Annotated in this window: 19 protein-coding genes; 1 reads left to right on the plus strand and 18 read right to left on the minus strand. The window is 71.3% G+C overall.

Annotation, left to right across the window (positions count from 1 at the left end; translation table 11 throughout):
* Positions 1 to 208 precede the first annotated feature (208 nt).
* From obgE to ACFXPL_RS25285, 18 genes are all read right to left on the minus strand, one after another.
* Positions 209 to 1645, minus strand: coding sequence for a GTPase ObgE (obgE, locus tag ACFXPL_RS25200; RefSeq protein WP_384923716.1), 1437 nt, complete (start codon positions 1643 to 1645; stop codon positions 209 to 211).
* Positions 1646 to 1803: 158 nt separating this feature from the next.
* A complete protein-coding gene (gene rpmA, locus ACFXPL_RS25205) occupies positions 1804 to 2058 on the minus strand; it encodes a 50S ribosomal protein L27 (protein WP_329827117.1) in 255 nt (84 codons plus the stop codon).
* Between the two features lie 14 nt (positions 2059 to 2072).
* Positions 2073 to 2393 (minus strand): 50S ribosomal protein L21, encoded by a 321-nt coding sequence (gene rplU / locus ACFXPL_RS25210; protein ID WP_384923718.1) that lies wholly within the window; start codon positions 2391 to 2393, stop codon positions 2073 to 2075.
* A 233-nt stretch (positions 2394 to 2626) separates the two neighbouring features.
* Positions 2627 to 6751, minus strand: a complete 4125-nt coding sequence (locus ACFXPL_RS25215) for an Rne/Rng family ribonuclease (protein ID WP_384923720.1) — start codon at positions 6749 to 6751, stop codon at positions 2627 to 2629.
* Between the two features lie 233 nt (positions 6752 to 6984).
* On the minus strand, positions 6985 to 7767 hold the full coding sequence (locus ACFXPL_RS25220) for a TIGR03936 family radical SAM-associated protein (RefSeq protein WP_384923722.1): 783 nt from the start codon (positions 7765 to 7767) through the stop codon (positions 6985 to 6987).
* Positions 7768 to 7867: 100 nt separating this feature from the next.
* Positions 7868 to 9037, minus strand: a complete 1170-nt coding sequence (locus tag ACFXPL_RS25225; protein ID WP_384923724.1) for a hypothetical protein — start codon at positions 9035 to 9037, stop codon at positions 7868 to 7870.
* 15 nt (positions 9038 to 9052) lie between these two features.
* On the minus strand, positions 9053 to 9586 hold the full coding sequence (locus tag ACFXPL_RS25230; protein WP_384923726.1) for a GNAT family N-acetyltransferase: 534 nt from the start codon (positions 9584 to 9586) through the stop codon (positions 9053 to 9055).
* A gap of 407 nt (positions 9587 to 9993) precedes the next feature.
* On the minus strand, positions 9994 to 11919 hold the full coding sequence (locus ACFXPL_RS25235; protein WP_384923728.1) for a TIGR03960 family B12-binding radical SAM protein: 1926 nt from the start codon (positions 11917 to 11919) through the stop codon (positions 9994 to 9996).
* A 101-nt stretch (positions 11920 to 12020) separates the two neighbouring features.
* The gene (locus tag ACFXPL_RS25240) at positions 12021 to 13568 is read right to left on the minus strand and encodes a CHAD domain-containing protein (RefSeq protein ID WP_384923730.1); all 1548 of its coding nucleotides are present in this window, start codon (positions 13566 to 13568) and stop codon (positions 12021 to 12023) included.
* Between the two features lie 63 nt (positions 13569 to 13631).
* On the minus strand, positions 13632 to 14831 hold the full coding sequence (rodA, locus tag ACFXPL_RS25245; protein WP_384923732.1) for a rod shape-determining protein RodA: 1200 nt from the start codon (positions 14829 to 14831) through the stop codon (positions 13632 to 13634).
* A gap of 3 nt (positions 14832 to 14834) precedes the next feature.
* Positions 14835 to 17009 carry a penicillin-binding protein 2 gene (gene mrdA, locus ACFXPL_RS25250; RefSeq protein WP_384923734.1) on the minus strand — a complete coding sequence of 725 codons (2175 nt, stop codon included), beginning with the start codon at positions 17007 to 17009 and terminating at the stop codon, positions 14835 to 14837.
* Positions 17010 to 17082: 73 nt separating this feature from the next.
* Positions 17083 to 17751 carry a rod shape-determining protein MreD gene (mreD, locus tag ACFXPL_RS25255; RefSeq protein ID WP_384923736.1) on the minus strand — a complete coding sequence of 223 codons (669 nt, stop codon included), beginning with the start codon at positions 17749 to 17751 and terminating at the stop codon, positions 17083 to 17085.
* A gap of 11 nt (positions 17752 to 17762) precedes the next feature.
* Positions 17763 to 18884, minus strand: coding sequence for a rod shape-determining protein MreC (gene mreC, locus ACFXPL_RS25260; protein WP_384923738.1), 1122 nt, complete (start codon positions 18882 to 18884; stop codon positions 17763 to 17765).
* A gap of 152 nt (positions 18885 to 19036) precedes the next feature.
* Positions 19037 to 20056 (minus strand): rod shape-determining protein, encoded by a 1020-nt coding sequence (locus tag ACFXPL_RS25265; protein ID WP_329827104.1) that lies wholly within the window; start codon positions 20054 to 20056, stop codon positions 19037 to 19039.
* A 248-nt stretch (positions 20057 to 20304) separates the two neighbouring features.
* Complete coding sequence (gene ndk / locus ACFXPL_RS25270; protein WP_384923741.1) at positions 20305 to 20718, minus strand: nucleoside-diphosphate kinase; 414 nt, start codon at positions 20716 to 20718, stop codon at positions 20305 to 20307.
* Between the two features lie 105 nt (positions 20719 to 20823).
* Positions 20824 to 21177 (minus strand): DUF4233 domain-containing protein, encoded by a 354-nt coding sequence (locus tag ACFXPL_RS25275; RefSeq protein ID WP_384923742.1) that lies wholly within the window; start codon positions 21175 to 21177, stop codon positions 20824 to 20826.
* Positions 21178 to 21182: 5 nt separating this feature from the next.
* Positions 21183 to 22715 (minus strand): bifunctional folylpolyglutamate synthase/dihydrofolate synthase, encoded by a 1533-nt coding sequence (locus ACFXPL_RS25280; RefSeq protein WP_384923744.1) that lies wholly within the window; start codon positions 22713 to 22715, stop codon positions 21183 to 21185.
* Between the two features lie 173 nt (positions 22716 to 22888).
* Positions 22889 to 25510 (minus strand): valine--tRNA ligase, encoded by a 2622-nt coding sequence (locus tag ACFXPL_RS25285; RefSeq protein WP_384923746.1) that lies wholly within the window; start codon positions 25508 to 25510, stop codon positions 22889 to 22891.
* 134 nt (positions 25511 to 25644) lie between these two features.
* Here ACFXPL_RS25285 and ACFXPL_RS25290 point away from each other — a divergent pair, with 134 nt between their 5' ends.
* Positions 25645 to 26643: a hypothetical protein gene (locus ACFXPL_RS25290; protein ID WP_384923748.1), complete on the plus strand. Its 999-nt coding sequence runs from the start codon at positions 25645 to 25647 to the stop codon at positions 26641 to 26643.
* The last annotated feature ends 129 nt before the right edge of the window (positions 26644 to 26772 follow it).

The raw sequence follows: 26772 nt of genomic DNA on the forward strand, positions 1-26772 counted from the left end.
GTGTACGTGAAGGAGACCACAAAAGATTCACGTCGGAGCGCGGGGGGTCACAGATGAGAGGCACACAGGGACCGAGGGGACACGGCCGCGCCCCGTCGCGTACGGAGCGGAGCGCCGCCACGCCCCGCCGTGCCCCGCCACACAACCGGCGACGGGGCACGGCTCGCGGCCGGCCGGCCCGGAAGGCCGGGCCGCCGCTCACCGCCGCTCAGAAGGGCTTGAAGTTCTCGTACTCCCGCTGCGCCTCGTCACGCTCGGCGTCGCGGTCCCGGCGTCGCTGCTCCGCAGGGCGCGGCTCCTCCAGGCGGTGGTCCTCGCCGCGGCGGCCCAGCATCTCCGCGCCGGCCATCATCGTGGGCTCCCAGTCGAAGACGACCGCGTCGTCCTCCGCGCCGATGGCGACCCCGTCGCCCGCCCGCGCGCCGGCCTTCATCAGCGCGGACTCGACACCGAGCCGGCTCAGCCGGTCCGCGAGGTAACCCACGGCCTCGTCGTTGCTGAAGTCGGTCTGGCGGACCCAGCGTTCGGGCTTGTCGCCGCGTACCCGGTAGATGCCGTCCTCCTCCAGGACGACGGTGAAACCGGCGTCGTCGACGGCCCTCGGGCGGATGACGATACGGGTCGCCTCCTCCTTCGGCTTCTCGGCGCGGGCCGTGGCGATGATCTCGGCGAGCGCGAAGGACAGCTCCTTGAGACCCAGGTGCGCCACCGCCGACACCTCAAGGACGCGGTAGCCGCGTGCTTCGAGATCGGGCCTGATCATCTCGGCGAGGTCCTTGCCGTCCGGGATGTCGACCTTGTTGAGGACGACGAAGCGCGGCCGGTCGCCGAGACCGCCGTACTGTGCCAGTTCCTCCTCGATGACGTCGAGGTCGGTGACCGGGTCGCGGTCCGACTCCAGCGTCGCCGTGTCCAGGACATGGACGAGTACGGAGCAGCGCTCGACGTGGCGCAGGAACTCCAGGCCGAGGCCCCGTCCCTGGCTGGCGCCCGGGATCAGCCCGGGGACGTCCGCGATGGTGTAGACGGTGGAACCGGCCGTGACCACGCCCAGGTTGGGGACGAGCGTGGTGAACGGGTAGTCCGCGATCTTCGGCTTGGCGGCGGAGAGCACGGAGATCAGCGAGGACTTGCCGGCGCTCGGGTAGCCGACGAGCGCGACGTCCGCGACCGTCTTCAGCTCCAGGACGATGTCGCTGCTCCGGCCGGGCTCGCCGAACAGCGCGAAGCCGGGGGCCTTGCGGCGGGCCGAGGCCAGCGCCGCGTTGCCGAGGCCGCCGCGTCCGCCGTCGGAGGCGACGAAGGTGGTGCCCTCGCCGACCAGGTCGGCGAGGACGTTGCCCCTCTTGTCGAGGACGACGGTGCCGTCGGGCACCGGCAGGACCAGGTCCTGGCCGTCCTTGCCGGAGCGGTTGCCGCCCTCGCCGGGCTTGCCGCTGGTGGCCTTGCGGTGCGGCGAGTGGTGGTAGTCGAGCAGCGTCGTCACGGACTGGTCGACGACGAGGATCACGTCGCCGCCCCGGCCGCCGTTGCCGCCGTCGGGGCCGCCGAGGGGCTTGAACTTCTCACGGTGTACGGAGGCGCAGCCGTGGCCTCCGTTACCCGCGGCGACATGCAGCTCGACGCGGTCCACGAAGGTGGTCATGGGGATTGCCTCCAGTACATACGGAATTGTCTTACCTGTAACGCGCGAAAGGCGGACCCGCTTCCCGTCTCCGGGAAGTGAGGTCCGCCCTCGCGAAGAATCGTTCTCCAGGCGCCGTGCCTGCCCTCCGGTACCAGAAGAGCGGTACCGGAGGGTTACTAGGCGGCGGGAACGATGTTGACGACCTTGCGGCCACGGTGGGTACCGAACTCCACCGCGCCGGGGTTCAGCGCGAACAGCGTGTCGTCGCCGCCACGGCCGACGCCGGTGCCCGGGTGGAAGTGCGTGCCGCGCTGGCGGACCAGGATCTCACCGGCGCTGACGACCTGACCGCCGAAGCGCTTCACGCCGAGCCGCTGAGCATTGGAGTCGCGCCCGTTCCGAGTGGACGATGCGCCCTTCTTATGTGCCATGTCTCCTCAGTCCCTTACTTCGCAGCCGCGGGGATACCGGTGACCTTGATCGCCGTGTACTGCTGGCGGTGACCCTGACGACGGCGGTAACCCGTCTTGTTCTTGTAGCGAAGGATGTCGATCTTCGCGCCCTTGTGGTGGTCCACGATCTCGGCCTGGACCTTGATGCCGTCCAGCACCCACGGGTCGCTGGTGACCGCGTCACCGTCGACCACGAGCAGCGTCTTGAGCTCGACGGTGTCGCCGACCTTGCCGGTAGTAATCTTGTCAACCTCAACGATGTCGCCGACAGCAACCTTGTGCTGGCGACCACCGCTGCGCACGATGGCGTACACGCGGAACTCACTCTCGCTCGGAACGGAACCTCTGAAGCCAGCCGCCCGCACGGGCCGGGGCCCGTGGCGGTCCTGACAGGACGAGCGGCCTCCCCCGGAGATCCGGGAGGTGGGTGCTCAGAGGTGGGCGCGCATAGGAACACACCGAAGGTTTAGAGTACGGGGCCGCTGTACAGGGGGTCAAACCGGCCCCGGTGCCCCACCGCCCGGAGGCGGTGGGGCTGCCGAGGGGATCAGTCCTCGGTGGTGGCCGTGACGCCGGAGGGCGCCGTCTGCTCGGCCGCGGCGGTCTTCTTCGTCGCCTTGGCCGTGGACTTGGCCGTCTTGGCCGCCTTGGCCGGCGCCTTCTTGGCCGTGGTCGTCTTCTTCGCCACGGTCTTCTTGGCCGTCGTCTTCTTGGCGGCCGTCTTCTTCGCGGGGGCCTTCTTCGCGGCCGTCTTACGGACCGCCTTCTTGGCCGGTGCGGGCGCCTCGGCCTCACCGGACGCGTCGGACCCGTCGGTGGTGGTGTCGGCGGTGGTGGTGTCGGCGGTGGTGGTGTCGGCGGTGGTGGTGGTGTCGGCGGGCGCGTCGGCCTTCGCCGGCGCCTCCACGACGACGGTCGCCGCCTCCTCCGTGCCCGACGGCGAACCGGCCGGGGCGGTGGCCTTGCGGGTCGCCCTGCGGCGCGCACGCGGCGGGGCCGCCACGGGTGCCTCCTCGGCGGCGACCGGCTCGGCGGCGACCGGCTCGGGCTGCGGGGTCACGGGCTCCGCGGTGACGGGCTCCGCGGTGACGGGTACGACCACCTCGGCCTCCGCGTCCGCCGCCTTGGGCGAACCGGCCGGGGCCGACGCCTTGCGGGTGGCACGGCGGCGCGTACGGCCCTGGGGAGCCGCGTCCGCGACGGGCGCCTCAGCGGCCTCCACGGGCGCCTCGGCCACCGGGGCCGCCTCGGCCTCGATGGTCTCGGGGACCACCACGGTCTCCGGAGCCGCGGGAGCCTCCGGCTCCGCCGTCCTCGGCGAACCGGCCGGGGCCGACGCCTTGCGCGACGCACGGCGGCGCGAGCGGCCCCGTACGGCCGCCTCGGCCTCCGCGACGCTGCTGTACAGCTCCTCGTCCGGCACGAAGTCGGGCTCGGAGAGCGCGACCGGGGCCGCCACCTCCGCCGCGAGCTCGGCCTCCGACTCGGTCTCGTGGTCGGCGTCGGACTCCGCCGCCGTACCCGCCATCTCGTGGTCGTGGTCGTGGTCCGCACCGGCGCCGCCGCGACCGCGCTTCTTGGCGCGCTTGCCGTTGCCACCGCCACCGGACGCCACCGGCTGCTCCATGTGGACGATCACACCGCGGCCGTTGCAGTGGACGCAGGTCTCGGAGAAGGACTCCAGCAGACCCTGGCCGACCCGCTTGCGGGTCATCTGCACCAGGCCCAGCGAGGTGACCTCGGCGACCTGGTGCTTCGTACGGTCCCGGCCCAGGCACTCCAGCAGACGCCGCAGCACCAGGTCCCTGTTGGACTCCAGCACCATGTCGATGAAGTCGATGACGACGATGCCGCCCAGGTCGCGCAGCCGGAGCTGGCGCACGATCTCCTCGGCCGCCTCCAGGTTGTTCCTGGTGACGGTCTCCTCCAGGTTGCCGCCCTGGCCGGTGAACTTCCCGGTGTTGACGTCGACCACGATCATGGCCTCGGTCTTGTCGATGACCAGCGAACCGCCGCTCGGCAGCCAGACCTTGCGGTCCAGCGCCTTCATGAGCTGCTCGTCGATGCGGTACGTCGCGAAGACGTCCACCTCGCTGGTCCAGCGCGACAGCCGGTCGGAGAGGTCCGGCGCCACGTGCGCGACGTAGCCGCTGATCGTCTGCCACGCGTCGGCGCCGCTGACGATGACCTTCGAGAAGTCCTCGTTGAAGATGTCGCGGACGACCCGGACGGTCATGTCCGGCTCGCCGTAGAGCAGCGTCGGCGCGTTGCCGCTCTTCGACTTCTTCTTGATGTCCTCCCACTGCGCCTGGAGCCGCTCGACGTCGCGGCGCAACTCGTCCTCACTGGCGCCCTCGGCGGCCGTACGGACGATGACACCCGCGTCCTCGGGAACGATCTTCTTGAGGATGGTCTTCAGCCGGGCGCGCTCCGTGTCGGGGAGCTTGCGGCTGATGCCGGTCATGGAACCCTCGGGCACGTACACGAGGTAGCGGCCGGGCAGCGAGACCTGGCTGGTCAGACGGGCGCCCTTGTGACCGATCGGGTCCTTCGTCACCTGGACGAGCACCGGCTGGCCGGACTTGAGGGCGGTCTCGATGCGGCGCGGGCCGTTGGCCATGCCCAGCGCCTCGAAGTTGACCTCACCGGCGTACAGGACGGCGTTGCGGCCCTTGCCGATGTCGACGAAGGCGGCCTCCATGGACGGCAGTACGTTCTGCACCTTGCCCAGGTAGACGTTGCCGACGTAGCTGGTCGCCTGCTCCTTGTTGACGTAGTGCTCGACCAGAACGTTGTCCTCCAGGACACCGATCTGGGTGCGCTCGCCGTGCTGACGCACGACCATCACGCGCTCGACGGCCTCACGGCGGGCGAGGAACTCCGCCTCCGTGATGATCGGCACCCTGCGGCGGCCCTGCTCGCGCCCCTCACGGCGGCGCTGCTTCTTGGCCTCCAGACGCGTCGAGCCCTTGATGGACTGGACCTCGTCGGCGCCGGTGCCGGGCTCGCGCTCGGTGTCCTTCGCGCGGCGCTCGCGCGGCTCGCGGACCTTGACGACCGTACGCTCCGGGTCGTCACCGCCCCCGGTGCCCTGCTCGGACTCGGAGCCGGCGTCGGCGCTGCGACGGCGCCTGCGGCGACGGCGGCGGCTGCTGGAGGAGCCCGAGGACGACTCCTGGTCGTCCTGCTCGTCGTCGAAGGCGGCGGAGGTGTCGGGGCCGTCCCGGTCGTCGTCGGCCTCGTCGGTGTGCTCGGCGGAGGAGGACTCCTCCTGCCGCTCGTCCGTGGTGTCGTCCGCGTCCGCCGACTCGCCCCGGCGACGGCGCCTGCCGCCCCGGCGACGGCGCCGGGAGGGGCGGTCGCCGTACTCGTCGGAGTCCTCGGCGGTGTCGTCGGCGGAGCTCTCCGGCTCGTCGTCGCTCTCGCCCGCGGGCTCCTCGACGGGCGCACGCGGCGTCTCCGTCACGGCCGGCGCGGCCTCGGCGGCCGCTTCCGCGGCCTCGCCGCGGCGACGGCGCCTGCTGCGGCGGCCCGAGGGCTCGGGCGCGGCGACGGGCTCGGGCGTGGCGGCGGCCGTGGGCGTCGCGGTCTCTTCGTCGTCGTCCGGTTCGTCCACGGCGTCGGTCCGTCCGCCCGCGGCGGCGGCCGCTGCGGCGCTCTCCGGGGTCTGGAACATCGGCTCGGTGAAGACGGGCGCCTGGAAGACGGCCACGGCCGGCCGGCCGGCGGCGCGGCGGCGCGGGGCGCGCTCGGGCTCGCGCTGTGCGGGCTTCTGCGTGGCGGACCTCTGCTGTGCCGGTGCGGCGGGCTTCTCGGCGACGGGCTCGGCGGCCCGGCTCACGGCCTCGGCGGCCGGCTCGGGCGCGGTGGCCGGGGCGGTGGCCCTGCGGCGCGTACGGCCCCGGGTGGCGGCCTTCTCGGCGGCCTGGACCTCGGGCTCGTCGGCGGCGATCCGGGCGACGGTGTCCTGCGGCAGGCCCTCGCCGCCGGCGGCGACGTCGGCGTCCTGGGCCGGGGTGGCCCCGGCCTCCGGCGAACCGGCGGGCGCGGTGGCCCTGCGGGTGGCGCGGCGGCGGGGGCGCGCGGCGGGCGCGGGCTCCTCGGCAGGAGTCTCGGCGACGGCCTCGGCGACGGCGGGCGCGGGGGTTTCCTCGACGGTGGCCTCGACCGGCTCGGGGGCCGCCTCGGGCGCCGTGACCTTACGGGTGGCGCGGCGGCGCGCACGCGGCGGCGCGGCGGCCTCCTCGGCAGGAGCCTCGTCCACGGCCTCGGCGGCCGGCTCGGCCACGGGCTCGGGCGCGGCGGTCTTACGGGTGGCCCGACGACGCGCACGCGGCGCGGCGGCCTCCTCGGCGGGGGCCTCGTCCGGCGTGGGGGTCTCGGCGGCCGGCTCGGCGACCGGTTCCGGCGCCGCGGTCTTACGGGTCGCGCGACGACGCGCACGCGGCGCGGCGGGCTCCTCGGCAGGAGTCTCGTCCGCCACGGCGGCCGGTGTGGCCGACGCGACGGTCTCCGTGACGCTCGACGCGTCCTTGACCTCGGCCGCCGCGGTGGGCGGTCCCGCCGGGCGGGACGCGGCCCGGCGCCTGCGGCGCGGCGGCAGCGTGTCGCTGGGTGAGTTGTTCTCTTCGTTGGTGTCCCCGGGGGTGCCGGGTTCGGTGGACTCAAGCATGCGGGCGGTTCTCCCGTCACGCTCCCGGGCGCCACGCCTGATTCCGGTCCGGCCGCGGCCCGCGCTGTGCGCGATTGCCGCCGTCCGGGGCGCGGGCGCCGCACGGGAGCTGTTATGTCTGGGTCGCCGGTTCCGTACGCGATGTCACGTACGGCCTGGCGAAAGTCTTCTGGTCAGTACGCTGCCCGACCCAGGTGGCTCCCGAGTCCCAGGGCTGCGCTACAACGACCGCCTTACGCGGAACCTGCACCTTCCGGCGCCGTCGCGGCGGCGGGTCCGGCGGCCTTGGATGAGGCGGGCCGGGCTGCCTCGCGGTCGGGCGCGAGCGGGTCGGTCACCGTGCCGGACTCCTCGTCGAAGAGCCCCTGCGCCAGCCTGGTCACCGCTGCGGGGACCGGCGGCGCCAGGTCGGCCACAGCTCGGAGACCGGACAGGACGTCGTCGGGTCGCACGGCAGGTGTCACGTGCCGAACAACCAGCCGCAGTATCGCACAGGGCCCGTCCCCCGGCCTATCAGGCTGTGGACGAGCCACCTCCAGGCCGGCCACGGCGGCCCGTGCGTCGAAGGTCCGCAGACCGTTCTTCGCACGGCGCTCCACCTCGACGGTGCCGGCGGCGAGGAACGCGGAGACGGCGTGTCCCGCCTCCTCCTCGGTGACGCCGTCCAGCCGCAGCTCCCACACGGAAGCGGTCAGCCGGTCGGCGAGTCCCGAGGTACGGGCCTCGACCGCGTCGATGATGTCCAGGCCCGCCGGCAGCGACTCGTCGAGCAGCTCTCGCAGCTTGTCGGGGTCGCGGGCCTCCACCAGGGCGATCTCCAGGAACTCGGCCTCGCTGCCCGTGCCGGTGGGTGCGGCATTGGCGTACGACACCTTCGGGTGCGGGGTGAACCCCGCCGAGTACGCCATGGGCACCTCGGCTCGGCGCAGGGCCCGCTCGAAGGCGCGCTGGAAGTCTCGGTGGCTGGTGAACCGGAGGCGGCCGCGCTTGGTGTAGCGCAGTCGGATGCGCTGCACCGCCGGTGCGGGCGGTGGGCCTTCGGGCTGTCGCTTGCCCAGTGGTTCTTCTCCTCGGTGCGGGCGGTACGCGGTGACGCGCCGCCCTTGGACGTGTGGTTCACCCCGGGTCCCGGACCGGTCCCGCGCTGTGCGGGGCGATCTCGGGTGCGGGCGCCGCGCCGGGGACGATCGTTGTACTACCCAGAGTACGCGCCCGGTGCTCGGGCGGTTCCCCAGGCCGGGGCACACCGCCTACCCCGACCAGCGCGCCCCACACGTCCCGGCGCGCCCGGCGGACGGTTTCCGCCGCCCACCGGAGGCCGTCGCGCGCGCTCCGGCCCGCTGCCGCCGCGGCCGTTCCGGCCGGAGCCCAGACACGGTCGCGCAGCCACTGCCCGACCGGGGTACAGATCCAGCGGTACGCCCAGCGCGCCGGCCGCCCCACGAACTGCCACGCGAGCCACCCGAGCGCCCGCCACACCGCGCGCGAGACCTGCCCCGCGATCCGCCAGGCGACGGCGAACGCGGCGCCGACCTCGCGGCCGACCGGAGCCAGAATCCTGCGGTAAGCCCAGGTCACGGGGGTGACCACCAGGAGGAGCAGCAGCCACACCAGGGCGGCGAGCAGCGCCCGCCCGGTGGCGGCGGCGCCGCGTCCGAGGGCGGTCAGCAGCCGGCCGGTCCCGTGTCCCAGCGGGGTGAGCAGCCTCCGGTACGCCCACACCGCGGGCCGCGCGAGCCCGTATGTCACGACAGGCACCGCCACATACCGCCACAGCGCTGCCCACGGCCACACCAGCAGCGCCCCGCCCAGCCAGCCCAGACAGACGCCCAGGCCCCGGCCCAGCGGCGTGAGCAAGGTCTCGTACAGTCGGTGGATCCCGTGGCCCAGCGGGGTGAGCAGCCACCGGTAGCTCCACACCGCCGGCACCACCACCCCGTACCGCACCACCGGCACCACGGCCCACCACCACACCGCCGTCGCCAGCCGTCCCACCGCCGTCGCCAGCCACCCCACCGCCACCGCCAGCCCCCACGCCACCGGGGTGAGCACCGACGCGTACACCCACGAGAAGGCCCGTCCCAGCGGGCGCAGCGCGATCCGGTCGAGGGCGCGCGCGGCGGCGACGAGGGCGTCCCACACCAGGCGGACGGGCAGCACGACCACCAGCACGACGACGCGCACCGGAATCCTGACGCCCGCGGTGAGACATCCCGCACCGGGCTCGTACACCGGCTCGGCCTCGTGGGTCATCTTGGGCTCGTAGGCCGACCTGTCCAGCTCCATGTCCGTCAGGACGCCTCAGCCGTCCGTCCGGATCCAGAACCGGAGCTTTCCCCCGCGCTCGTCCTCCAGTTTCCCGCCGGCCGCCTCGATCACCTTGCGCGAGGCGGTGTTGTCGGTGTCGCACGTGACGAGGACGGAGTCGATGGAGAGTGCGCGGGCGACCGGCAGCGCGGCGGTGAGCATGGCCGTCGCATGACCCCGGCGGCGGGCGGTGGGGCGGACGGCGTAGCCGATGTGGCCGCCGAGTTCCCGCAGGAACGGGTTGAGCCGGTGGCGGATGGCGAGGCGGCCGAGGAAGGTGTCGCCGTCGACGTACCAGAGGGTGGTGCAGGGCACCCATCCCGCGACGCGCGGGGTCTCCTCCAGCGGTTCGGCGTTGAGCCGCGCGCAGTACGCGGCGAAGACCTCGGGGCGGTGCCAGGTCGCCGCGTACTCCTCCATCTCGTGGAGAAGCAGGGAACGTTCGACGGCGCCCTCCGCGACGAACTCCTCCATCGCGTCGAGGAAGGAGGCGCGGACGCGGATGTCGGGGGCGATGAACTGCGGCATCGGTCCATTGTGCCGCCGTCGCCCGGAAACCCGGCCGGGATTGTCGCCCCTGCCGGGCCCGTGTCGGTCATCGTGGCGGCCGGTTCACCCACCCCCGTACGTCACCTGACGGTGCGGCTCACTTCACCACGGTCGGCGGCGGCAGGTGCCACCGGACGAACCGCCCGCTCAAGCCTCTCGGCTCGCCGCTGACGGCCCGTCGGTCCACCCGATGACATCGGTGACGCCCGAACCCCTCCCGGAGGCTGGAAGGGGCGTTCCGGGCGTCCGGGCAGGCTTGACAACTCGCCGCCTCCTCCCGAGGCCGCGCGGAATCACATCCCGTTCGACCCCGGCCACCCCTCCCCGCCTTCCTCAAGCGTTGCACCGCCGCTCCGGCCCTGGTGCTGTTTCGCCTGGTCAGCGGCTCACTTCAGCACGGTCAGCGGCAGCAGTTTCTTGCCCGTCGGGCCGATCTGGATCTGCGTGTCCATCTGCGGGCAGACCCCGCAGTCGAAGCACGGCGTCCAGCGGCAGTCCTCGACCTCGGTCTCGTCGAGCGAGTCCTGCCAGTCCTCCCAGAGCCAGTCCTTGTCGAGACCGGAGTCCAGGTGGTCCCAGGGCAGGACCTCCTCGTACGTGCGCTCCCGCGTCGTGTACCAGTCGACGTCCACGCCGAACTCCGGCAGTGTCTTCTCGGCGCACCTGATCCAGCGGTCGTACGAGAAGTGCTCGCGCCAGCCGTCGAACCGGCCGCCGTCCTCGTAGACCGCGCGGATGACCGCGCCGACGCGCCGGTCGCCGCGGGAGAGCAGGCCCTCGACGATGCCGGGCTTGCCGTCGTGGTAGCGGAAGCCGATGGAGCGGCCGTACTTCTTGTCGGCGCGGATCTTGTCGCGCAGCTTCAGCAGCCGGGCGTCGGTCTCCTCGACGCCGAGCTGCGGCGCCCACTGGAACGGGGTGTGCGGCTTGGGCACGAAGCCGCCGATGGAGACGGTGCAGCGGATGTCGTTCTGTCCGGAGACGCGGCGCCCCTCGGCGATGACCTTGACGGCCATGTCGCCGATCTGGAGGACGTCCTCGTCGGTCTCGGTGGGCAGTCCGCACATGAAGTACAGCTTCACCTGGCGCCAGCCGTTGCCGTACGCCGTGGAGACCGTACGGATCAGGTCCTCCTCCGAGACCATCTTGTTGATGACCTTGCGCAGCCGCTCGGAGCCGCCCTCGGGGGCGAAGGTCAGGCCCGACCTGCGGCCGTTCCTGGTCAGCTCGTTGGCCAGGTCGACGTTGAAGGCGTCGACGCGGGTGGAGGGCAGCGAGAGCCCGATCTTGTCCTCCGTGTAGCGGTCGGCGAGCCCCTTGGCGACGTCCGCGATCTCGCTGTGGTCGGCGGAGGAGAGGGAGAGCAGCCCGACCTCCTCGAAGCCGGTGGCCTTCAGCCCCTTCTCGACCATGTCGCCGATGCCGGTGATGGAGCGTTCCCGCACCGGGCGGGTGATCATGCCGGCCTGGCAGAAGCGGCAGCCCCGGGTGCAGCCGCGGAAGATCTCCACGGACATCCGCTCGTGCACGGTCTCCGCGAGCGGGACCAGCGGCTGCTTGGGGTAAGGCCACTCGTCGAGGTCCATGACGGTGTGCTTGGAGATCCGCCACGGGACGCCGGAGCGCTTGGGCACGACGCGGCCGATGCGGCCGTCCGGCAGGTACTCGACGTCGTAGAAGCCCGGCACGTACACGCCGCCGGTCCGCGCGAGCCGGAAGAGCAGCTCCTCGCGTCCGCCGGGACGGTCCTCGGCCTTCCAGGCGCGGATGATCTCGGTGATCTCCAGGACCGCCTGCTCGCCGTCGCCGATGACCGCGCAGTCGATGAACTCCGCGATCGGCTCGGGGTTGAAGGCCGCGTGGCCGCCCGCGAGCACGATGGGGTGGTCGACGGTACGGTCCTTCGCGGCCAGCGGGATCCCCGCCAGGTCGAGGGCGGTGAGCATGTTCGTGTAGCCCAGCTCCGTGGAGAAGCTGAGCCCGAAGACGTCGAACGCGGAGACGGGGCGGTGCGCGTCGACGGTGAACTGCGGCACCTGGTGCTCGCGCATCAGCTCTTCGAGGTCGGGCCAGACGCTGTAGGTGCGCTCGGCGAGGACGCCCTGGCGCTCGTTCAGTACCTCGTACAGGATCATGACGCCCTGGTTGGGCAGCCCGACCTCGTACGCGTCCGGGTACATCAGCGCCCAGCGGACATCGGTGTCGTCCCACTCCTTGACGGTGGAGTTGAGTTCACCCCCGACGTACTGGATCGGCTTCTGCACATGCGGGAGCAGAGCTTCGAGCTGCGGGAAGACCGATGTGACAGGCATCACGGAATCTTTCGTGGACCGACAGGGTGACCAGACCGGCAGGATGAGCGGACAGTGGCCGACCACCCAGCCTAACGCGGCCGGAAGAGCCCTCCGTTCGCTTATTTGTGCGAATGCGCTCCGAGCTGGGCGCGCAGCGCCGGGTCCGCCGCCGCTTCCCACACCTGCGGCAGTTCGTGCTCGCGCCGCTCGGCCCGCGTCTCCTCCTGCCCGTACAGCAGCCCCCAGGTGAACGCGGATTCGCCGGCCGCGTGCGCCCTGACCGCGAGGTCCCTCAGCACCTCGCGGGCCACGACGCTGTCCTGGTGGTCGCCGAGGACCGTCTGCACGGCCTTGATCCGCCGCGCGAACCGCTTGGCCGGCTTCCCCAGGGCGGGGACGGCGGCCTCCGCCGCGTACCGGGCCCGCTTGGCGGCCTTGCGGGCGTCGTGCAGCGCCAGATCGCGTCCCGCGCCGGGCTCCATGGCGAGCGCGGCGTCGATCCGGGCCGCGAGTCGCTCGTACGCCCGGTCGATCCGCGCCGGGAGCACCTTCTCCGGCGCCTTCGCCGCGGCCGGCCGCAGGGGCGGGGCCGCGAGCAGCGCGTCGAGGGTGGCCAGCAGGGTCAGGTAGCGCTCACTGTCGAGTACGGCGACGGTCCTGGCCCGGGAGCCGGTCCGGCCGCCGGCGCTCCAGATCCGCAGCCGCGCGCGGACCGGGCCCAGCAGCAGGGTTACGGGCACGGAGCCGACGAGGCCGGCCAGCCGTTCGCTCAGGACCTCGTGGTCGCGGTCGACGCCCAGCTCGGCGGCGAGCCACTTCAGCTCCTCGCCGACCGGGTCGGTGACGGTCCGGTCCAGGACCTTGCGGTGCGTGCGGAACGTGGAGCGCAGCCGCCGGGTGGCGACGCGGAGCTGGTGGACGGAGTCCGGCAGGTCGCGGCGTACGGCCGGGTCCTGGGCGACGATCGCGGTGGCCTGGGCGCGCAGATAGGCCAGGACGTGGTCCCCGGCGGTGACGGGCGCGGGCGGGGCCCCTTCCGTCCGCGCGTCCACCCCGAGAGCCCGGGCGAGTTTGGAGGCGGAGGCGGCCGGGCGCAGCCCGGCCTTGCGGAGCTTCTTCTCCACGGCGTCGAGGACCGCGGGGTCCGCGCCGTCGGCCAGCTCCACCTCGACCTCGGTCCACGTGGTGTCGGCGCGCTTGCGCCCGGTCCCTGGCAGGCGCCGTGCCCGTACGGTGTCGACGGCGACCTCGGCGAGGTGCGCGCCGTGCTCGTCGAGCAGCAGGGTCACCTCGCGGGAGGTCCGCAGCCGGACGACGGGGATCAGCTCGGCGTCGCGGACGCGGGAGCGGACGAGCCCGGCCAGCTCGGGCGGGAGGGTGTCGGAGAGCGGCGCCCTGATCTCGTCGCGGATGCCGGTGGCGACGGGGAACTTCAGGTGCCAGCCCGCGTCGTCGCCGCCCGTCCTGCGGCGCAGGGTGAGCGCGTCGGCGTACAGCCGCAGGGCGGGGGTGTCGTGGTAGACGGCGTCCAGCTCCAGGACGCCCTGGGCCCGGACGGCGGCGACGCCGTGGGCGCCGGTGAGGTCCGGCAGCCGGGGCGGCTCGTCGGTGTCCGGACGCTCGGGGAGTTCGTACTTCCGTTCGATCTCGCGCTTGATGTCCGCCATATACCGAATTTAGCCGCAGGAGGCGCCTCGCGGCACCCCCTGCACAGGGCAGACCTGCGCGGGTCAGGCCGTTATCGGCCGCTGGACCCTGATCGACTGGAGCAGCCCCACCGCTATCCAGACGGCGAACATGGACGTGCCGCCGTACGACACGAAGGGCAGTGGCAGCCCGGCCACCGGCATGATGCCGAGCGTCATCCCGATGTTCTCGAACGCCTGGAACGCGAACCAGGCGATGATCCCCGCGGCCACGATCGTCCCGTACAGCTCGGTCGTCTCGCGGGCGATCCGGCAGGCGCGCCAGAGGATCACGCCGAGCAGGACGAGGATCAGCCCGGCGCCGAGGAAGCCCAGCTCCTCGCCCGCGACCGTGAAGACGAAGTCGGTCTGCTGCTCGGGCACGAACTGGCCGGTGGTCTGCGAGCCGTGGAAGAGCCCGGTGCCGGTCAGTCCGCCGGAGCCGATGGCGATGCGCGCCTGGTTGGTGTTGTAGCCGACGCCCGCCGGGTCCAGCTCCGGGTTGGCGAAGGCGGCGAAGCGGTTGATCTGGTACTCGTCCAGCACCCCGAGCGCGGCGACCGCGACGGCGCCGGCCACGCCCGCGCCGACCAGGCCGAGGATCCAGCGGTTGGAGGCGCCGGAGGCGAGCAGCACGCCGAGCACGATGACCGCCATGACCATCACCGAGCCGAGGTCCGGCATCAGCATGACGATGGCCATCGGCAGCACCGCGAGACCGAGGGACTTCGCGACGGTGCGGTGGTCGGGGTGGAGCTGGTCCCCCGCGTCCACCCGTGCGGCGAGCATCATCGCCATGCCCAGGATGATCGTGATCTTCACGAACTCGGAGGGCTGGAGGGTGAAGCCGCCGCCGATCACGATCCAGGAGTGGGCGCCGTTGATGGTCGCGCCGAGCGGGGTGAGGACCAGCAGGACCAGCACCACGGAGAATCCGTACAGCACCGGGACCGCGGTGCGCAGGGTGCGGTGCCCGAGCCAGATCGTGCCGATCATCAGGGCGAAGCCGATGCCGGTGTTGAGGAGGTGGCGGAAGAGGAAGTAGTACGGGTCGCCCTGGTTGAGGTGGGTGCGGTTGCGGGTCGCCGACCACACGAGCAGGGAGCCGAGGACCGACAGGGCGAGCGCCGAGAAGAGCAGCGGCCAGTCGAGCCGGCGCACCATCGAGTCGCGGGCCGAGAGTCTGGCCCAGGCCCCGCGGTCCGGACCGTAGCCGGAGACGGAGAAGCCACTGGTACCGGCCATGGATCAGTCCCTCCGGCCGGGTGCGGCGGGCGGGCCCGCCAGCACCTGCTCATCGGCCGGGAGTTCCTTCTCCGGCTCGTACGGCCTGACCTTGGGCGCGTCGATCGAACCGTCCGGCTGGATCGTGGGCAGCGCGGTGCGCGGGGTGGGCATGAGCGCCTTCGTCAGGTTCTGGTCGCCCTTGGCGTTCAGTCCGTACATCGCCTCGTATATCTTGCGGACGGCGGGGCCGGAGGCCCCGGAGCCCGTACCGCCCTGGGCGATCGTCATGACGATCGTGTAGTCCTTGGTGTACGAGGCGAACCACGAGGTCGTCTGCTTGCCGTAGACCTCGGCGGTACCCGTCTTGGCGTGCATCGGGATCTTGTCCTGCGGCCAGCCACCGAACCGCCAGGCGGCGGAGCCGCGGGTGGCGACCCCGGCGAGGGCTTCGTCGATCTCGTCGCGCGTCTTCTTGTTCATCGGCAGCTTGCCGTGCGACTTCGGGGCGATCTCCTCGACCCGCTTGCCGTCGGGGCTGATGACGGCCTTGCCGACGGTGGGGTTGTAGAGGGTGCCGCCGTTGGAGATGGCCGAGTAGATGGTGGCCATCTGGATCGGGGTGACGAGGGTGTCGCCCTGGCCGATCGAGTAGTTGACGGAGTCACCGGCGCGCATCAGGTTGCCTTCGAGGCAGCCCTCGTAGGCGAGCTGCTGGACGTAGGTGCCGCCCTTCTTGCCCTGCTTGCACCAGCCGGCCTTGTTGGCCTCCCAGAACTTCTGCTTCCACTGACGGTCGGGGACGCGCCCGGTGACCTCGTTGGGGAGGTCGATGCCGGTCTCCTTGCCGAGGCCGAACTGGTGGGCGGTCTTGTAGAACCAGTCGTTGGAGTTCTTCTTCGGCTTGGTGCCGCCGTCCTTCTGCCACTCCTTGTGGGCGAGGCCGTAGTAGACGGTGTCGCAGGAGACCTCCAGCGCCTTGCCGATGGTGATCGAGCCGTACCCCTTGGACTCGAAGTTCTTGAAGACCTGGCTGCCGACGTTGTACGAGCTGGGGCAGGGGTAGTTGCCGTTGAAGGGGTAGCCCGCGTTGACGGCGGCCGTCGACGAGATGACCTTGAAGATCGAGCCGGGGGCCGCCTGGCCCTGGATCGCGCGGTTCAGCAGCGGGAAGTTGGAGTTCTTGCCGGTGAGCCTCGTGTAGTCCTTCGCGGAGATGCCGCCGACCCAGGAGTTGGGGTCGTACGTCGGCTGGGAGGCCATCGCGACGACGCGGCCGGTCTTCGCCTCCATGACGACGACGGCGCCGGAATCCGCCTTGTAGTTCTCGTTGGTGTTGCGGTCCAGCTCCTTGCGGGCGGCCTTCATCGCCTCGTTCAGCTCGTACTCGGCGACGGCCTGGACGCGGGCGTCCATCGAGGTGACGACGTTGGCGCCGGGCTCGGCCTGGTCGCTCTTGGCCTCGCCGATGACCCGGCCGAGGTTGTCGACCTCGTACCGGGTGACGCCGGCCTTGCCGCGGAGCTGCTTGTCGTACGTGCGCTCCAGTCCGGAGCGGCCGACCTGGTCGGAGCGGAGGTACGGCGACTCGGTGTCGTGCGCCTTGGTGATCTCGTCGTCGGTGACGGGCGAGAGGTAGCCGAGGACCTGGGCGGTGTTGGCGAGCCCGGGCGCGGGGTAGCGGCGTACGGCGGTGGGTTCGGCGGTGATGCCGGGGAAGTCCTCGGCGCGCTCGCGGATCTGGAGGGCCTGCTGGGTGGTGGCCTCGTCGGTGACGGGGATCGGCTGGTAGGGCGAACCGTTCCAGCAGGGCTGGGGGGTCTTCGCGTCGCAGAGCCGGACCTTGGAGATGACGTCCTGCGGTTTCATGTCGAGGACGTCGGCGAGATTGGTCAGGGCGGCCTTGCCGTTGTCCTGCATCTTCATCAGCTCGGTGCGGCTGACGGAGACGACGAGGCGGGTCTCGTTGTCGGCGAGCGGGACCCCGCGCGTGTCGAGGATCGAGCCGCGGACGGCGGGCTGGATGACCTGCTGGACGTGGTTGTTCTTCGCCTCGTCCGTGTACTCCTGGCCGTTGCGGACCTGGAGGTACCAGAGCCGGCCGCCGAGGGTGAGGAGGAGGGAGAAGACGAGGACCTGGATGACGACGAGCCGGATCTGGACCCGGGGCGTCCGTCCGGTCTCCGGGATGTTGCTCACTGCGACCCCCCACGGGTGCTACGGGGCGTACGGGCGGTGCGGGCGGACGGTGCTGCCACCGGGGACGGTACGGTCACAGGCGCTTGACCCCCTTGATCCGCCCGGCCCGCGCCGCGCGGTTACGGGCCGCCCTGACCCGCAGTCCGCCACGCTGGCCGCCGATCCGCAGCCCCGTACCGGAGCCGGACCAGCCGGAGGCCACGTCGCCGGCGGAGCTGTCCCGGGACTCTGCGAGGGGATCGTTGTCGGCGCGTCTTGCCAGGGCCATGACGAGCGGGACGACGAACGGGGCGAGCAGCAGGTCGTAGACCGCCGCGGTGAAGATCAGCCCGCCGAGGCCGACATGGCGGGCGGCGGTGTCGCCGACGAGGGCGCCGACGCCCGCGTACAGCAGGGTGGAGCAGATCGCCGCGGCGACGACCGCGGTCATCGGGGCGAGCGCCGAGCGGAGCTGGCCCTTCTCGGGCCGTACCAGCCCGGCCACGTAACCGATGACGCAGAGGACCAGGGCGTACCGTCCGGCCGCGTGGTCGGCGGGCGGCGCGAGGTCGGAGAGCAGACCGGCGCCGAAGCCGATGAAGGCGCCGGCGACATGCCCGTACACGAAGGCCAGGGCGAGGACGACGAGGAGCATCAGGTCGGGTACGGCGCCGGGCAGCTGGAGCCGGGCGAGGACGGACACCTGGACGACGAGGGCGACCACGACCAGGGTGGTGGAGAGCAGAATCCGGTTGAAGCGCATGGGGATCAGCCCTACTCCTGGTCGTCTGCTTGGCCGTTGCCGTTGCCCACGTCGCCCGTATCGGCGTTCGTGGCGGCGTCGGGGTCGGCGTTCGGGTTCGCGTTGGGCTTCGGGTTCGCGTTCGGGTCGGGCTTCGCGTTCGGGTCGGCGCCGGTGATGGGGGCGGTGTTCCCGTTGACGTCGAGATTGCTGTCGGCGTCGGCGTTCAGGTCGGCGTTGGCATCCGGCGACGGGGTGACGGTCACGGTGACGGTGGGCGTCGGGACGGGTCTGGCCTTGGGCGGCAGCACCGTGTCCCGCGGGTCCTCGCGCGGCGCCTCGACGACGATCCCGACGATGTCCAGCTTGGTGAAGCCGACGAACGGCCGCACCGAGAGCGTACGGGTGAGGTCGCCGCCGGACGGGTCCACGCGGACGACCTCGCCGACCGGCACGCCGGGTACGAACGGCTTGTCCCTGCTCGACCCGAAGGTGACCAGCCGGTCGCCCTTGCGGATCTTCGCCTTGCCGTTGAGGAGCTGTACGGAGAGCGGCCGGTCGCCCTGGCCGGTGGCGAAGCCGAGTTCGTCGGAGCCCTCCATCCGGGTGCCGACGGTGAAACCGGGGTCGTTGGCGAGCAGCACGGTCGCGGTGTTGGGGCCGAGGGTGGTGACCCGGCCGACCAGGCCGTCCCCGTTGAGTACGGTCATGTCGCGCTCGATGCCGTCGTTACGGCCCATGTCGATGGTGACCGTCCAGGAGAAGCCCTGGGCCGCTCCTATGGCGATGACCTGGGCGCCCTTGATGCCGTACTGGCCGGCGCCGGCCCGCTGGAGCATCTTGTCCAGCTCGCGGACCTGGCTGCGGTTGCGGTCGTCGCTGCCGAGCCGCTGCTTGAGTTCGGTGTTCTCCCGTTCCAGGGCGGCGATCCGGGTGTGCCGGGTGCCGGAGTCCCGTACGGCCCCTATGGCGTTGCCGACCGGGTTCACCGCCGCCGCGACGCCGTTCTCCACCGGGCCGAAAACCGTGGCGGCGGCCTGGCGCGCGCCGTCCACGGGGGAATCCTCACCGCCGCGGATGTCCACCGTGATCAGCGCGAACGCGATGGCGATCAGCAGCACCAAGAGCAGACGGCTCTCTCGTGTGTCCCTCACGTGCGGCGGCCGTGCCTTCCTCGTAGGAATGGGTGGTGCCTGTTATGGGTGGTGCCTGTCGCGGGTGGCGCCTGTTATGGGTGGTGCCTGTAATTCAACGATCCGCCGGACGGGACGTCAGGCACCCGTTCGGCGGATCTTCGGTGAATCCGTCACCGACGGGGCTGTGCGTCCAGCACCTGCTGGAGCGCTTCGAACTCTTCGACGCACTTGCCGGATCCCAGCGCGACCGAGTCGAGCGGGTCCTCCGCGATGTGGATCGGCATGCCCGTCTCCCGACGGAGCCGCTCGTCGAGACCGCGCAGCAGGGCGCCGCCGCCGGTGAGCACGATCCCCCGGTCCATCACATCGCCGGACAGCTCGGGCGGGCACTTGTCGAGCGTCGTCTTCACGGCGTCGACGATCGCGTTGACCGGCTCCTCGATGGCCTTGCGGACCTCGGCGGCCGAGATGACGACGGTCTTCGGCAGGCCGGAGACCAGGTCACGGCCACGGATCTCGGTGTGCTCGTCCTTGTCGAGGTCGTACGCCGAACCGATGGTGATCTTGATGCTTTCGGCGGTCCGCTCGCCGAGGAGGAGCGAGTACTCCTTCTTGATGTGCTGGATGATCGCGTTGTCCAGCTCGTCGCCGGCGACGCGGATGGACTGCGCCGTCACGATGCCGCCGAGCGAGATGACGGCGACCTCGGTGGTGCCGCCACCGATGTCGACGACCATGTTGCCGGTGGCCTCGTGGACGGGGAGTCCCGAGCCGATGGCCGCGGCCATCGGCTCCTCGATGATGTGCACCTGGCGCGCGCCGGCCTGGGTGGACGCCTCGATCACGGCGCGGCGCTCGACCCCGGTGATGCCGGAGGGCACACAGACGACGACGCGCGGACGGGCGAGGTAGCGGCGCTTGTGGATCTTGAGGATGAAGTAGCGCAGCATGCGCTCGGTGATCTCGAAGTCGGCGATCACGCCGTCCTTCAGCGGCCGGACGGCAACGATGTTGCCCGGTGTCCGGCCGATCATCTTCTTGGCTTCTGAGCCGACCGCCAGAATGCCGCCGGTGTTGGTGTTGATGGCGACCACGGACGGCTCGTTGAGTACGATCCCGCGGCCCCTGACGTACACCAGCGTGTTGGCGGTCCCGAGGTCGACAGCCATGTCACGGCCGATGAACGACATGTGGTTCCCCATGAGGATGCGTCTGGCCTTCCCAAGCGTTGACGGCTTTTCAGGATGGCGAGGTGGGTGCTGTGGCGTGGAGGGTTCCATCGTAGTGCCGCCGGTGCGACGGCGGCGCGCTGGCCCACCTCAGTAACGGTGACGAAGTGTCGGACCGATGCGTTCCCGGAAGTGGCTTGGATATACCCAAAGGCGACCGAATTCCTTCGGTCGCCCCAGGTCTTCAGCTCCGTTTGGCTGACATGCGGTCAGGAAAGACCCGGGAAAAAGATCTTCAGTTCCCGAATGGCGGACTCCTCGGAGTCCGAGGCGTGGATCAGGTTCTCCCGGACGATGGTCCCGAAGTCCCCCCGGATGGACCCGGGCGCTGCGGCGATCGGGTCAGTGGGACCGGAAAGGGCGCGGATGCCCTCGATGACCCGCTCGCCCTCGACGACGAGCGCGACGACGGGGCCGGACGCCATGAACGCGACCAGCGGCTCGTAGAACGGCTTGCCCTTGTGCTCGCCGTAGTGCTGCTCCAGCGTGTCCTGGTCGAGCGTGCGCAGCTCCAGCGCGATCAGGGTCCAGTCCGCCTTGCGCTCGATGCGGCCGATGATCTCGCCGACGAGGTGACGGCGTACGGCGTCGGGCTTGAGCAGGACGAGCGTGCGCTGGCTCACTGTACGGGCTCCTTCTGTGGGGAATGCGGGGTGCCGGAATCCGGGCCTCGGAGGCTGAGACCGCGTCCGGGAGCACTGAGGCTACAGGGCACCCCGCATCACCGGTTACGCAGCGTCAGCCTCTGCCGATGCCTGCGCGGCCCAGCGGGCCTTCGCCTCGTCGATCACCCGGCCGTAGTGCACCGAAGCCCACCACAGCGCCCCGAACAGCACCCCCAGCACGAACATCGCCGGGACCACGAAACCGCCCGCGAACAGGCCGGCCTGGAGCGCCCAGCCGAGCTGGACCCCACCGGGACGCGTGATCATCCCGCAGAGCAGCAGGGAGAACAGCATGGCGACGCCACAGACCGTCCAGACCGTCCCCACCGACAGGTCGTCCGATTTCATGGCGACCAGACCGGCGAAACCGATCACGAAGAATTCACCGATCAAGGTCGACGCGCAGAGCGTTCGCACGGAATTCAGCCCCTCTTCAGCAGCAGCCGGGCCTCGCCGACCGTGATCACGGATCCGGTCACCAGCACCCCGGCCCCGGAGAACTCGGACTCCTCCTCCGCGAGCGTGATCGCCGCCTCCAGCGCGTCGTCGAGCCGCGGCTCGACCTGGACGCGGTCGTCACCGAAGACCTCGACGGCGACAGCCGCCAGCTCGTCCACGTCCATCGCGCGCTGACTGGAGTTCCGCGTGACCACGACCTCCGTACAGATCGGCTCCAGCGCCTCCAGGACCCCGCGGACGTCCTTGCCGTCGCTCGATCCCACCACCCCGATCAGCCGGCTGAAGCCGAACGACTCGGTGACGCCGTCCGCCGCGGCGCGCGCGCCCGCCGGGTTGTGCGCCGCGTCCAGCACGACGGTCGGGGAGCGCCGTACGACTTCGAGCCGGCCCGGCGAGGAGACCGAGGCGAACGCCTTGCGGACGGTGTCCATGTCGAGCTGCCGCGCGTGCTGGGCGCCGATCCCGAAGAACGCCTCCACCGCCGCCAGCGCCACCGCCGCGTTGTGCGCCTGGTGCGCCCCGTGCAGGGGGAGGAAGACCTGCTCGTACTCCCCGCCGAGGCCGCGCAGCGTCAGCAGCTGGCCGCCGACCGCGATCTCCCGGGCGACGACCCCGAACTCCATGCCGGAGCGGGCCACCGTCGCGTCCATGTCGACGGCCTTCTTCAGCATCACCTGCGCGGCGTCCACCGGCTGCTGCGCCAGGACGACCGTCGCGCCGTCCTTGATGATCCCGGCCTTCTCCGCGGCGATCTCGCCGGGCGTGGAGCCGAGCCGGTCCGTGTGGTCCAGGTCGATGGGGGTGACGACGGCGACCGACGCGTCGATGACGTTCGTCGCGTCCCAGGTGCCGCCCATGCCGACCTCGACGACTCCGACGTCCACCGGGGCGTCCGCGAAGGCCGCGTACGCCATGGCCGTCAGCACCTCGAAGAACGAGAGCCGGTGCTCCTGCGTGCCGTCGATCATCTCGACGTACGCCTTGATGTCCTCGTACGTCTCGATGAACCGCTCGGCGGAGATCGGGGCCCCGTCCAGGCTGATCCGCTCGGTGATCGACTGGATGTGCGGGCTGGTGTAGCGGCCGGTGCGCAGGGCGAAGGCGCCGAGCAGGGACTCGATCATCCGGGCCGTGGACGTCTTGCCGTTGGTGCCGGTGATGTGGATCGTCGGGTAGGTGCGCTGGGGGTCGCCCAGCACGTTCAGCAGCGCCTCGATCCTGACGCGGGACGGGTCGAGCTTGGTCTCACCCCAGCGCCCCGCCAGCTCCTGCTCGACGGCGTGGAGGGCTCTGTCCACCTCGGGGTCCTTGGGACGGGCCGGCACGCCGTCGTCCTGCGCCGCCCCGGCCTGGGCGCGCAGCGTACGGCTGCCTGCCTCGATCACCGCGAGGTCGGGGTCTCGGTCGGTCGCGGCCGCGGTGATCTCGTCGAATTCGTCGAACTCGTCGAAATCACTGGGCTCGCCGGGCTGGTCGGAAGGACGGTGCTCGCTCACAGGGCCAGTCTACGGAGGACCACCGACACCGACACCGGCGCGCCCCTCCCCCGGCGGAACGGACGCCCCCCGTACACCTTCCGCGCACCTTCCGTACGACGCGGATCCCCCCTGGCCGTGTGGGCCGGAGGGGATCCGGGTCGCGCTTCGGAACACGCGTACGAGTGAGGACGTCAGCCCTGCGGCAGCGCCGCCACCTGCGCGGTGAGGCGCTCGATGTCGGCCTCCGCCTTGGCGAGCCGACCGCGGATCTTGTCGACCACGTTGTCCGGCGCCTTGGCGAGGAACGCCTCGTTGCCGAGCTTCGCGAGCGCCTGCGCCTTCTCCTTCTCCGCCGCGCCGAGGTCCTTCGTCAGGCGCTTGCGCTCCGCCTCGACGTCGATCGTGCCGGACAGGTCCAGCGCGACGGTGGCCCCGGCGACCGGCAGCGTGGCGGTCGCGTGGAAGCCGTCGCCCTCCGGCTGGAGCCGCAGGAGCTGGCGGATGGCCGCCTCGTGCGCGGCGAGCGAGGTGCCCGACAGGTCGAGCCGGGCCGGGACCTTCTGGCCGGGCTGGAGGCCCTGGTCGGCGCGGAACCGGCGGACCTCGGTGATCACCTGCTGGAGGTGTTCGATCTCCCGCTCGGCCGCCGCGTCACGGAACCCGCTGTCGGCCGGCCACTCGGCGACGACGACGGACTCCTTGCCGGTGAGCGTGGTCCACAGCGTCTCGGTGACGAACGGGATGACCGGGTGCAGGAGACGCAGGGTGGTGTCCAGGACCTCGCCGAGGACGCGCCCGGAGACCTTCGCGGACTCGCCGCCCTCGAAGAAGGACGTCTTGGACAGCTCGACGTACCAGTCGAAGACCTCGTCCCACGCGAAGTGGAAGAGGGAGTCGGAGAGCTTCGCGAACTGGTAGTCCTCGTAGTACGCGTCGACCTCCGCGACCACGGCGCCGAGCCGGGAGAGGATCCACCGGTCGGTGGCGGACATGTCGGCCGCGTCGGGCAGCGGTCCCTCGACGGTCGCGCCGTTCATCATCGCGAAGCGCGTCGCGTTCCAGACCTTGTTGGCGAAGTTGCGGGAACCCTGGACCCAGTCCTCACCGATCGGGACGTCGACGCCGGGGTTGGCGCCGCGCGCGAGGGTGAAACGGACCGCGTCGGAACCGTACTTGTCCATCCAGTCGAGCGGATTGACCGCGTTCCCGAAGGACTTCGACATCTTCTTGCCGAACTGGTCACGGACCATGCCGTGCAGCGCGATGGTGTGGAACGGCGGGGTGCCGTCCATCGCGTACAGGCCGAACATCATCATCCGGGCGACCCAGAAGAAGAGGATGTCGTAGCCGGTGATCAGGACCGAGTTCGGATAGAACTTCTCCAGGCTCTCGGTCTGTTCGGGCCAGCCCAGCGTGGAGAACGGCCACAGCCCGGACGAGAACCAGGTGTCCAGGACGTCGGTGTCCTGGGTCCAGCCCTCGCCGGTCGGCGCCTCGTCGTCGGGACCGACGCAGATCTCCTCGCCGTTCGGGCCGTACCAGACGGGGATGCGGTGGCCCCACCAGAGCTGGCGCGAGATGCACCAGTCACGGAGGTTGTCGACCCACGCGAAGTAGCGCGGCTCCATCTCCTTCGGATGGATCGCGACCTTCCCGTCGCGGACGGCGTCGCCGGCGGCCCGCGCCAGCGGGTCGACCTTGACCCACCACTGCATGGACAGCCGGGGCTCGACGGTCGTCTTGCAGCGCGAGCAGTGCCCGACGGAGTGGGTGTACGGGCGCTTCTCGGCGACGATCCGGCCCTCGGCCCGCAGCGCGGCGACGATGGCGCTGCGCGCCTCCAACCGGTCCAGACCCTCGAAGGGTCCTGGGACGGTGATGACGGCGCGCTCGTCCATGACCGTGATGTTCGGCAGGTCGTGGCGGCGGCCGATCTCGAAGTCGTTCGGGTCGTGCGCCGGGGTCACCTTGACGGCGCCCGTGCCGAACTCCGGGTCGACGTGCGCGTCCGCGACGACCGGGATCGTACGGTCGGTGAGCGGCAGCCTGATCCGCCGGCCGACGAGGTGCGCGTACCGCGGGTCGTCCGGGTGGACGGCGACGGCCGTGTCCCCGAGCATCGTCTCGGCGCGGGTGGTCGCGACGACGACGGAGTCCTCGCCGTCCCCGTACTTGAGCGAGACCAGCTCGCCGTCGTCGTCCTGGTACTCGACCTCGATGTCGGAGATCGCGGTCAGGCAGCGCGGGCACCAGTTGATGATGCGCTCGGCGCGGTAGATCAGCTCGTCGTCGTAGAGCTTCTTGAAGATGGTCTGGACGGCCTGGGAGAGACCTTCGTCCATGGTGAAGCGTTCACGGGACCAGTCGACGCCGTCGCCGAGGCGGCGCATCTGCCCGGAGATCTGCCCGCCGGACTCGGCCTTCCACTGCCAGACGCGCTCGACGAACGCCTCGCGCCCGAGGTCGTGCCGGGACTTGCCTTCCTTGGCCAGCTCGCGCTCGACGACGTTCTGCGTGGCGATGCCCGCGTGGTCCATGCCGGGCTGCCACAGCGTCTCGTACCCCTGCATGCGCTTGCGGCGCGTGACGGCGTCGATGAGTGTGTGCTCGAAGGCGTGGCCCAGGTGCAGACTGCCGGTGACGTTCGGCGGAGGGATGACGACCGTGAAGGGGGGCTTCTCGCTCTTCTCGTCCGCCTCGAAGTAACCGCGGTCCACCCAGCGCTCGTACAGCTTCCCCTCTACCTCGGCCGGCACGTACTGGGTCGGCAGTTCGGGGTTGCTGGCTGGCTGCTGCGCTGGGTTCTCGGTCACGCGGGCCAGTTTAGAGGTGTCACGGCGCTGTGCAGAAACGAGATGTTCGGTAACAGTGCGGCCCCCCGCGCCCCGCCGGAGTGGATCTCCCGTCAGGATGTACGAAAAACATAAGGATCGAGGGGACAGCGCACATGAGCTACAACCAGCCGGGCCCGTACGGCGGGCAGCCGCAGCAGCCCGGACCGTACGGCCAGCCGGGCCCGTACGGCCAGCAGCCGCCGCAGGGACCGCCTCAGCCCGGCTACGGTTACCCGCCGCAGCCCCCGCAGGGCGGCCCGCCGCAGCAGCCCCCGGGGTACGGCCAGCCGAACCCGTACGGCCAGCCGCCTCAGCCGGGTCCGTACGGACAACAGCCGCAGCCCGGCCCGTACGGCCAGCAGCCCCCGTACGGCGGCGGCGCCTACCCGCCCCCTCCGAGCCCCCCGAAGAAGAAGACCGGGCTGATCATCGGGATCGCCGTGGTGGCGCTCGCGGTGATAGCCGGTGGGGTGTACATGCTCACGTCCAGCGGGGGCGGGGGCGGCGGCTCGGTCGCGGACGACGGCAAGAAGTACGAGCTGACGACGCCGGCGACGGTGCTGAACGGCGAGTTCGAGAAGAGCGCCAAGTCGTCGGGCAACGCCGAATTCACCGACAGCGACGTCAAGGAAGCCGAGGGGTGGGGCATCTCCGACCCCAAGAACGTCACCGGCGACTACGTGGCCGGCAAGGGCACCGCCTCGGTCAAGCAGATCCAGTTCAGCGGGGTCTACGGCACGATCGACGACCCGGCGGCGGTCGTCGACAAGATGTTCGCCAAGTCGACGGAGGCGTCGAAGAGCGCGGGCGGCGACAGCGGTGGCGCGGGGAAGGTCGAACTGGTCGGTGAGCCACAGGAGTTCACGCCCGCCGGGTTCGAGAACGGCGTCATGAAGTGCCAGGAGATGAAGGTCGGCCTGGGCTCGGCCGCCACGACGGGCGGCCCCACCAGCGTCACCGCGCCGGTCTGCGTCTGGGGCGACCACAGCACCGTCACGTACGTGGTCTACAGCGACGCGGCCGGTGTCCTCACCGGCAAGAGCATGTCCCTGGAGGACGCCGCCGCCCAGGCGGCCAAGCTGCGCGGCGAGGTCCGCACCGAGATCAGGTAACCGGGCGGCAGCCCTGGGGAAGACAGGAGCGCCCGGCCAGACGCACTGGCCGGGCCACCGCCCGATCTCATTCCACCACGGTCCGCCACCGGGCCGGAGGGGCCATGGGCAGGCCGGACAGGCCTACGG

The organism is Streptomyces sp. NPDC059092 (genome assembly GCF_042756365.1).
In the GTDB taxonomy this organism is placed as follows: Bacteria; Actinomycetota; Actinomycetes; order Streptomycetales; family Streptomycetaceae; genus Streptomyces.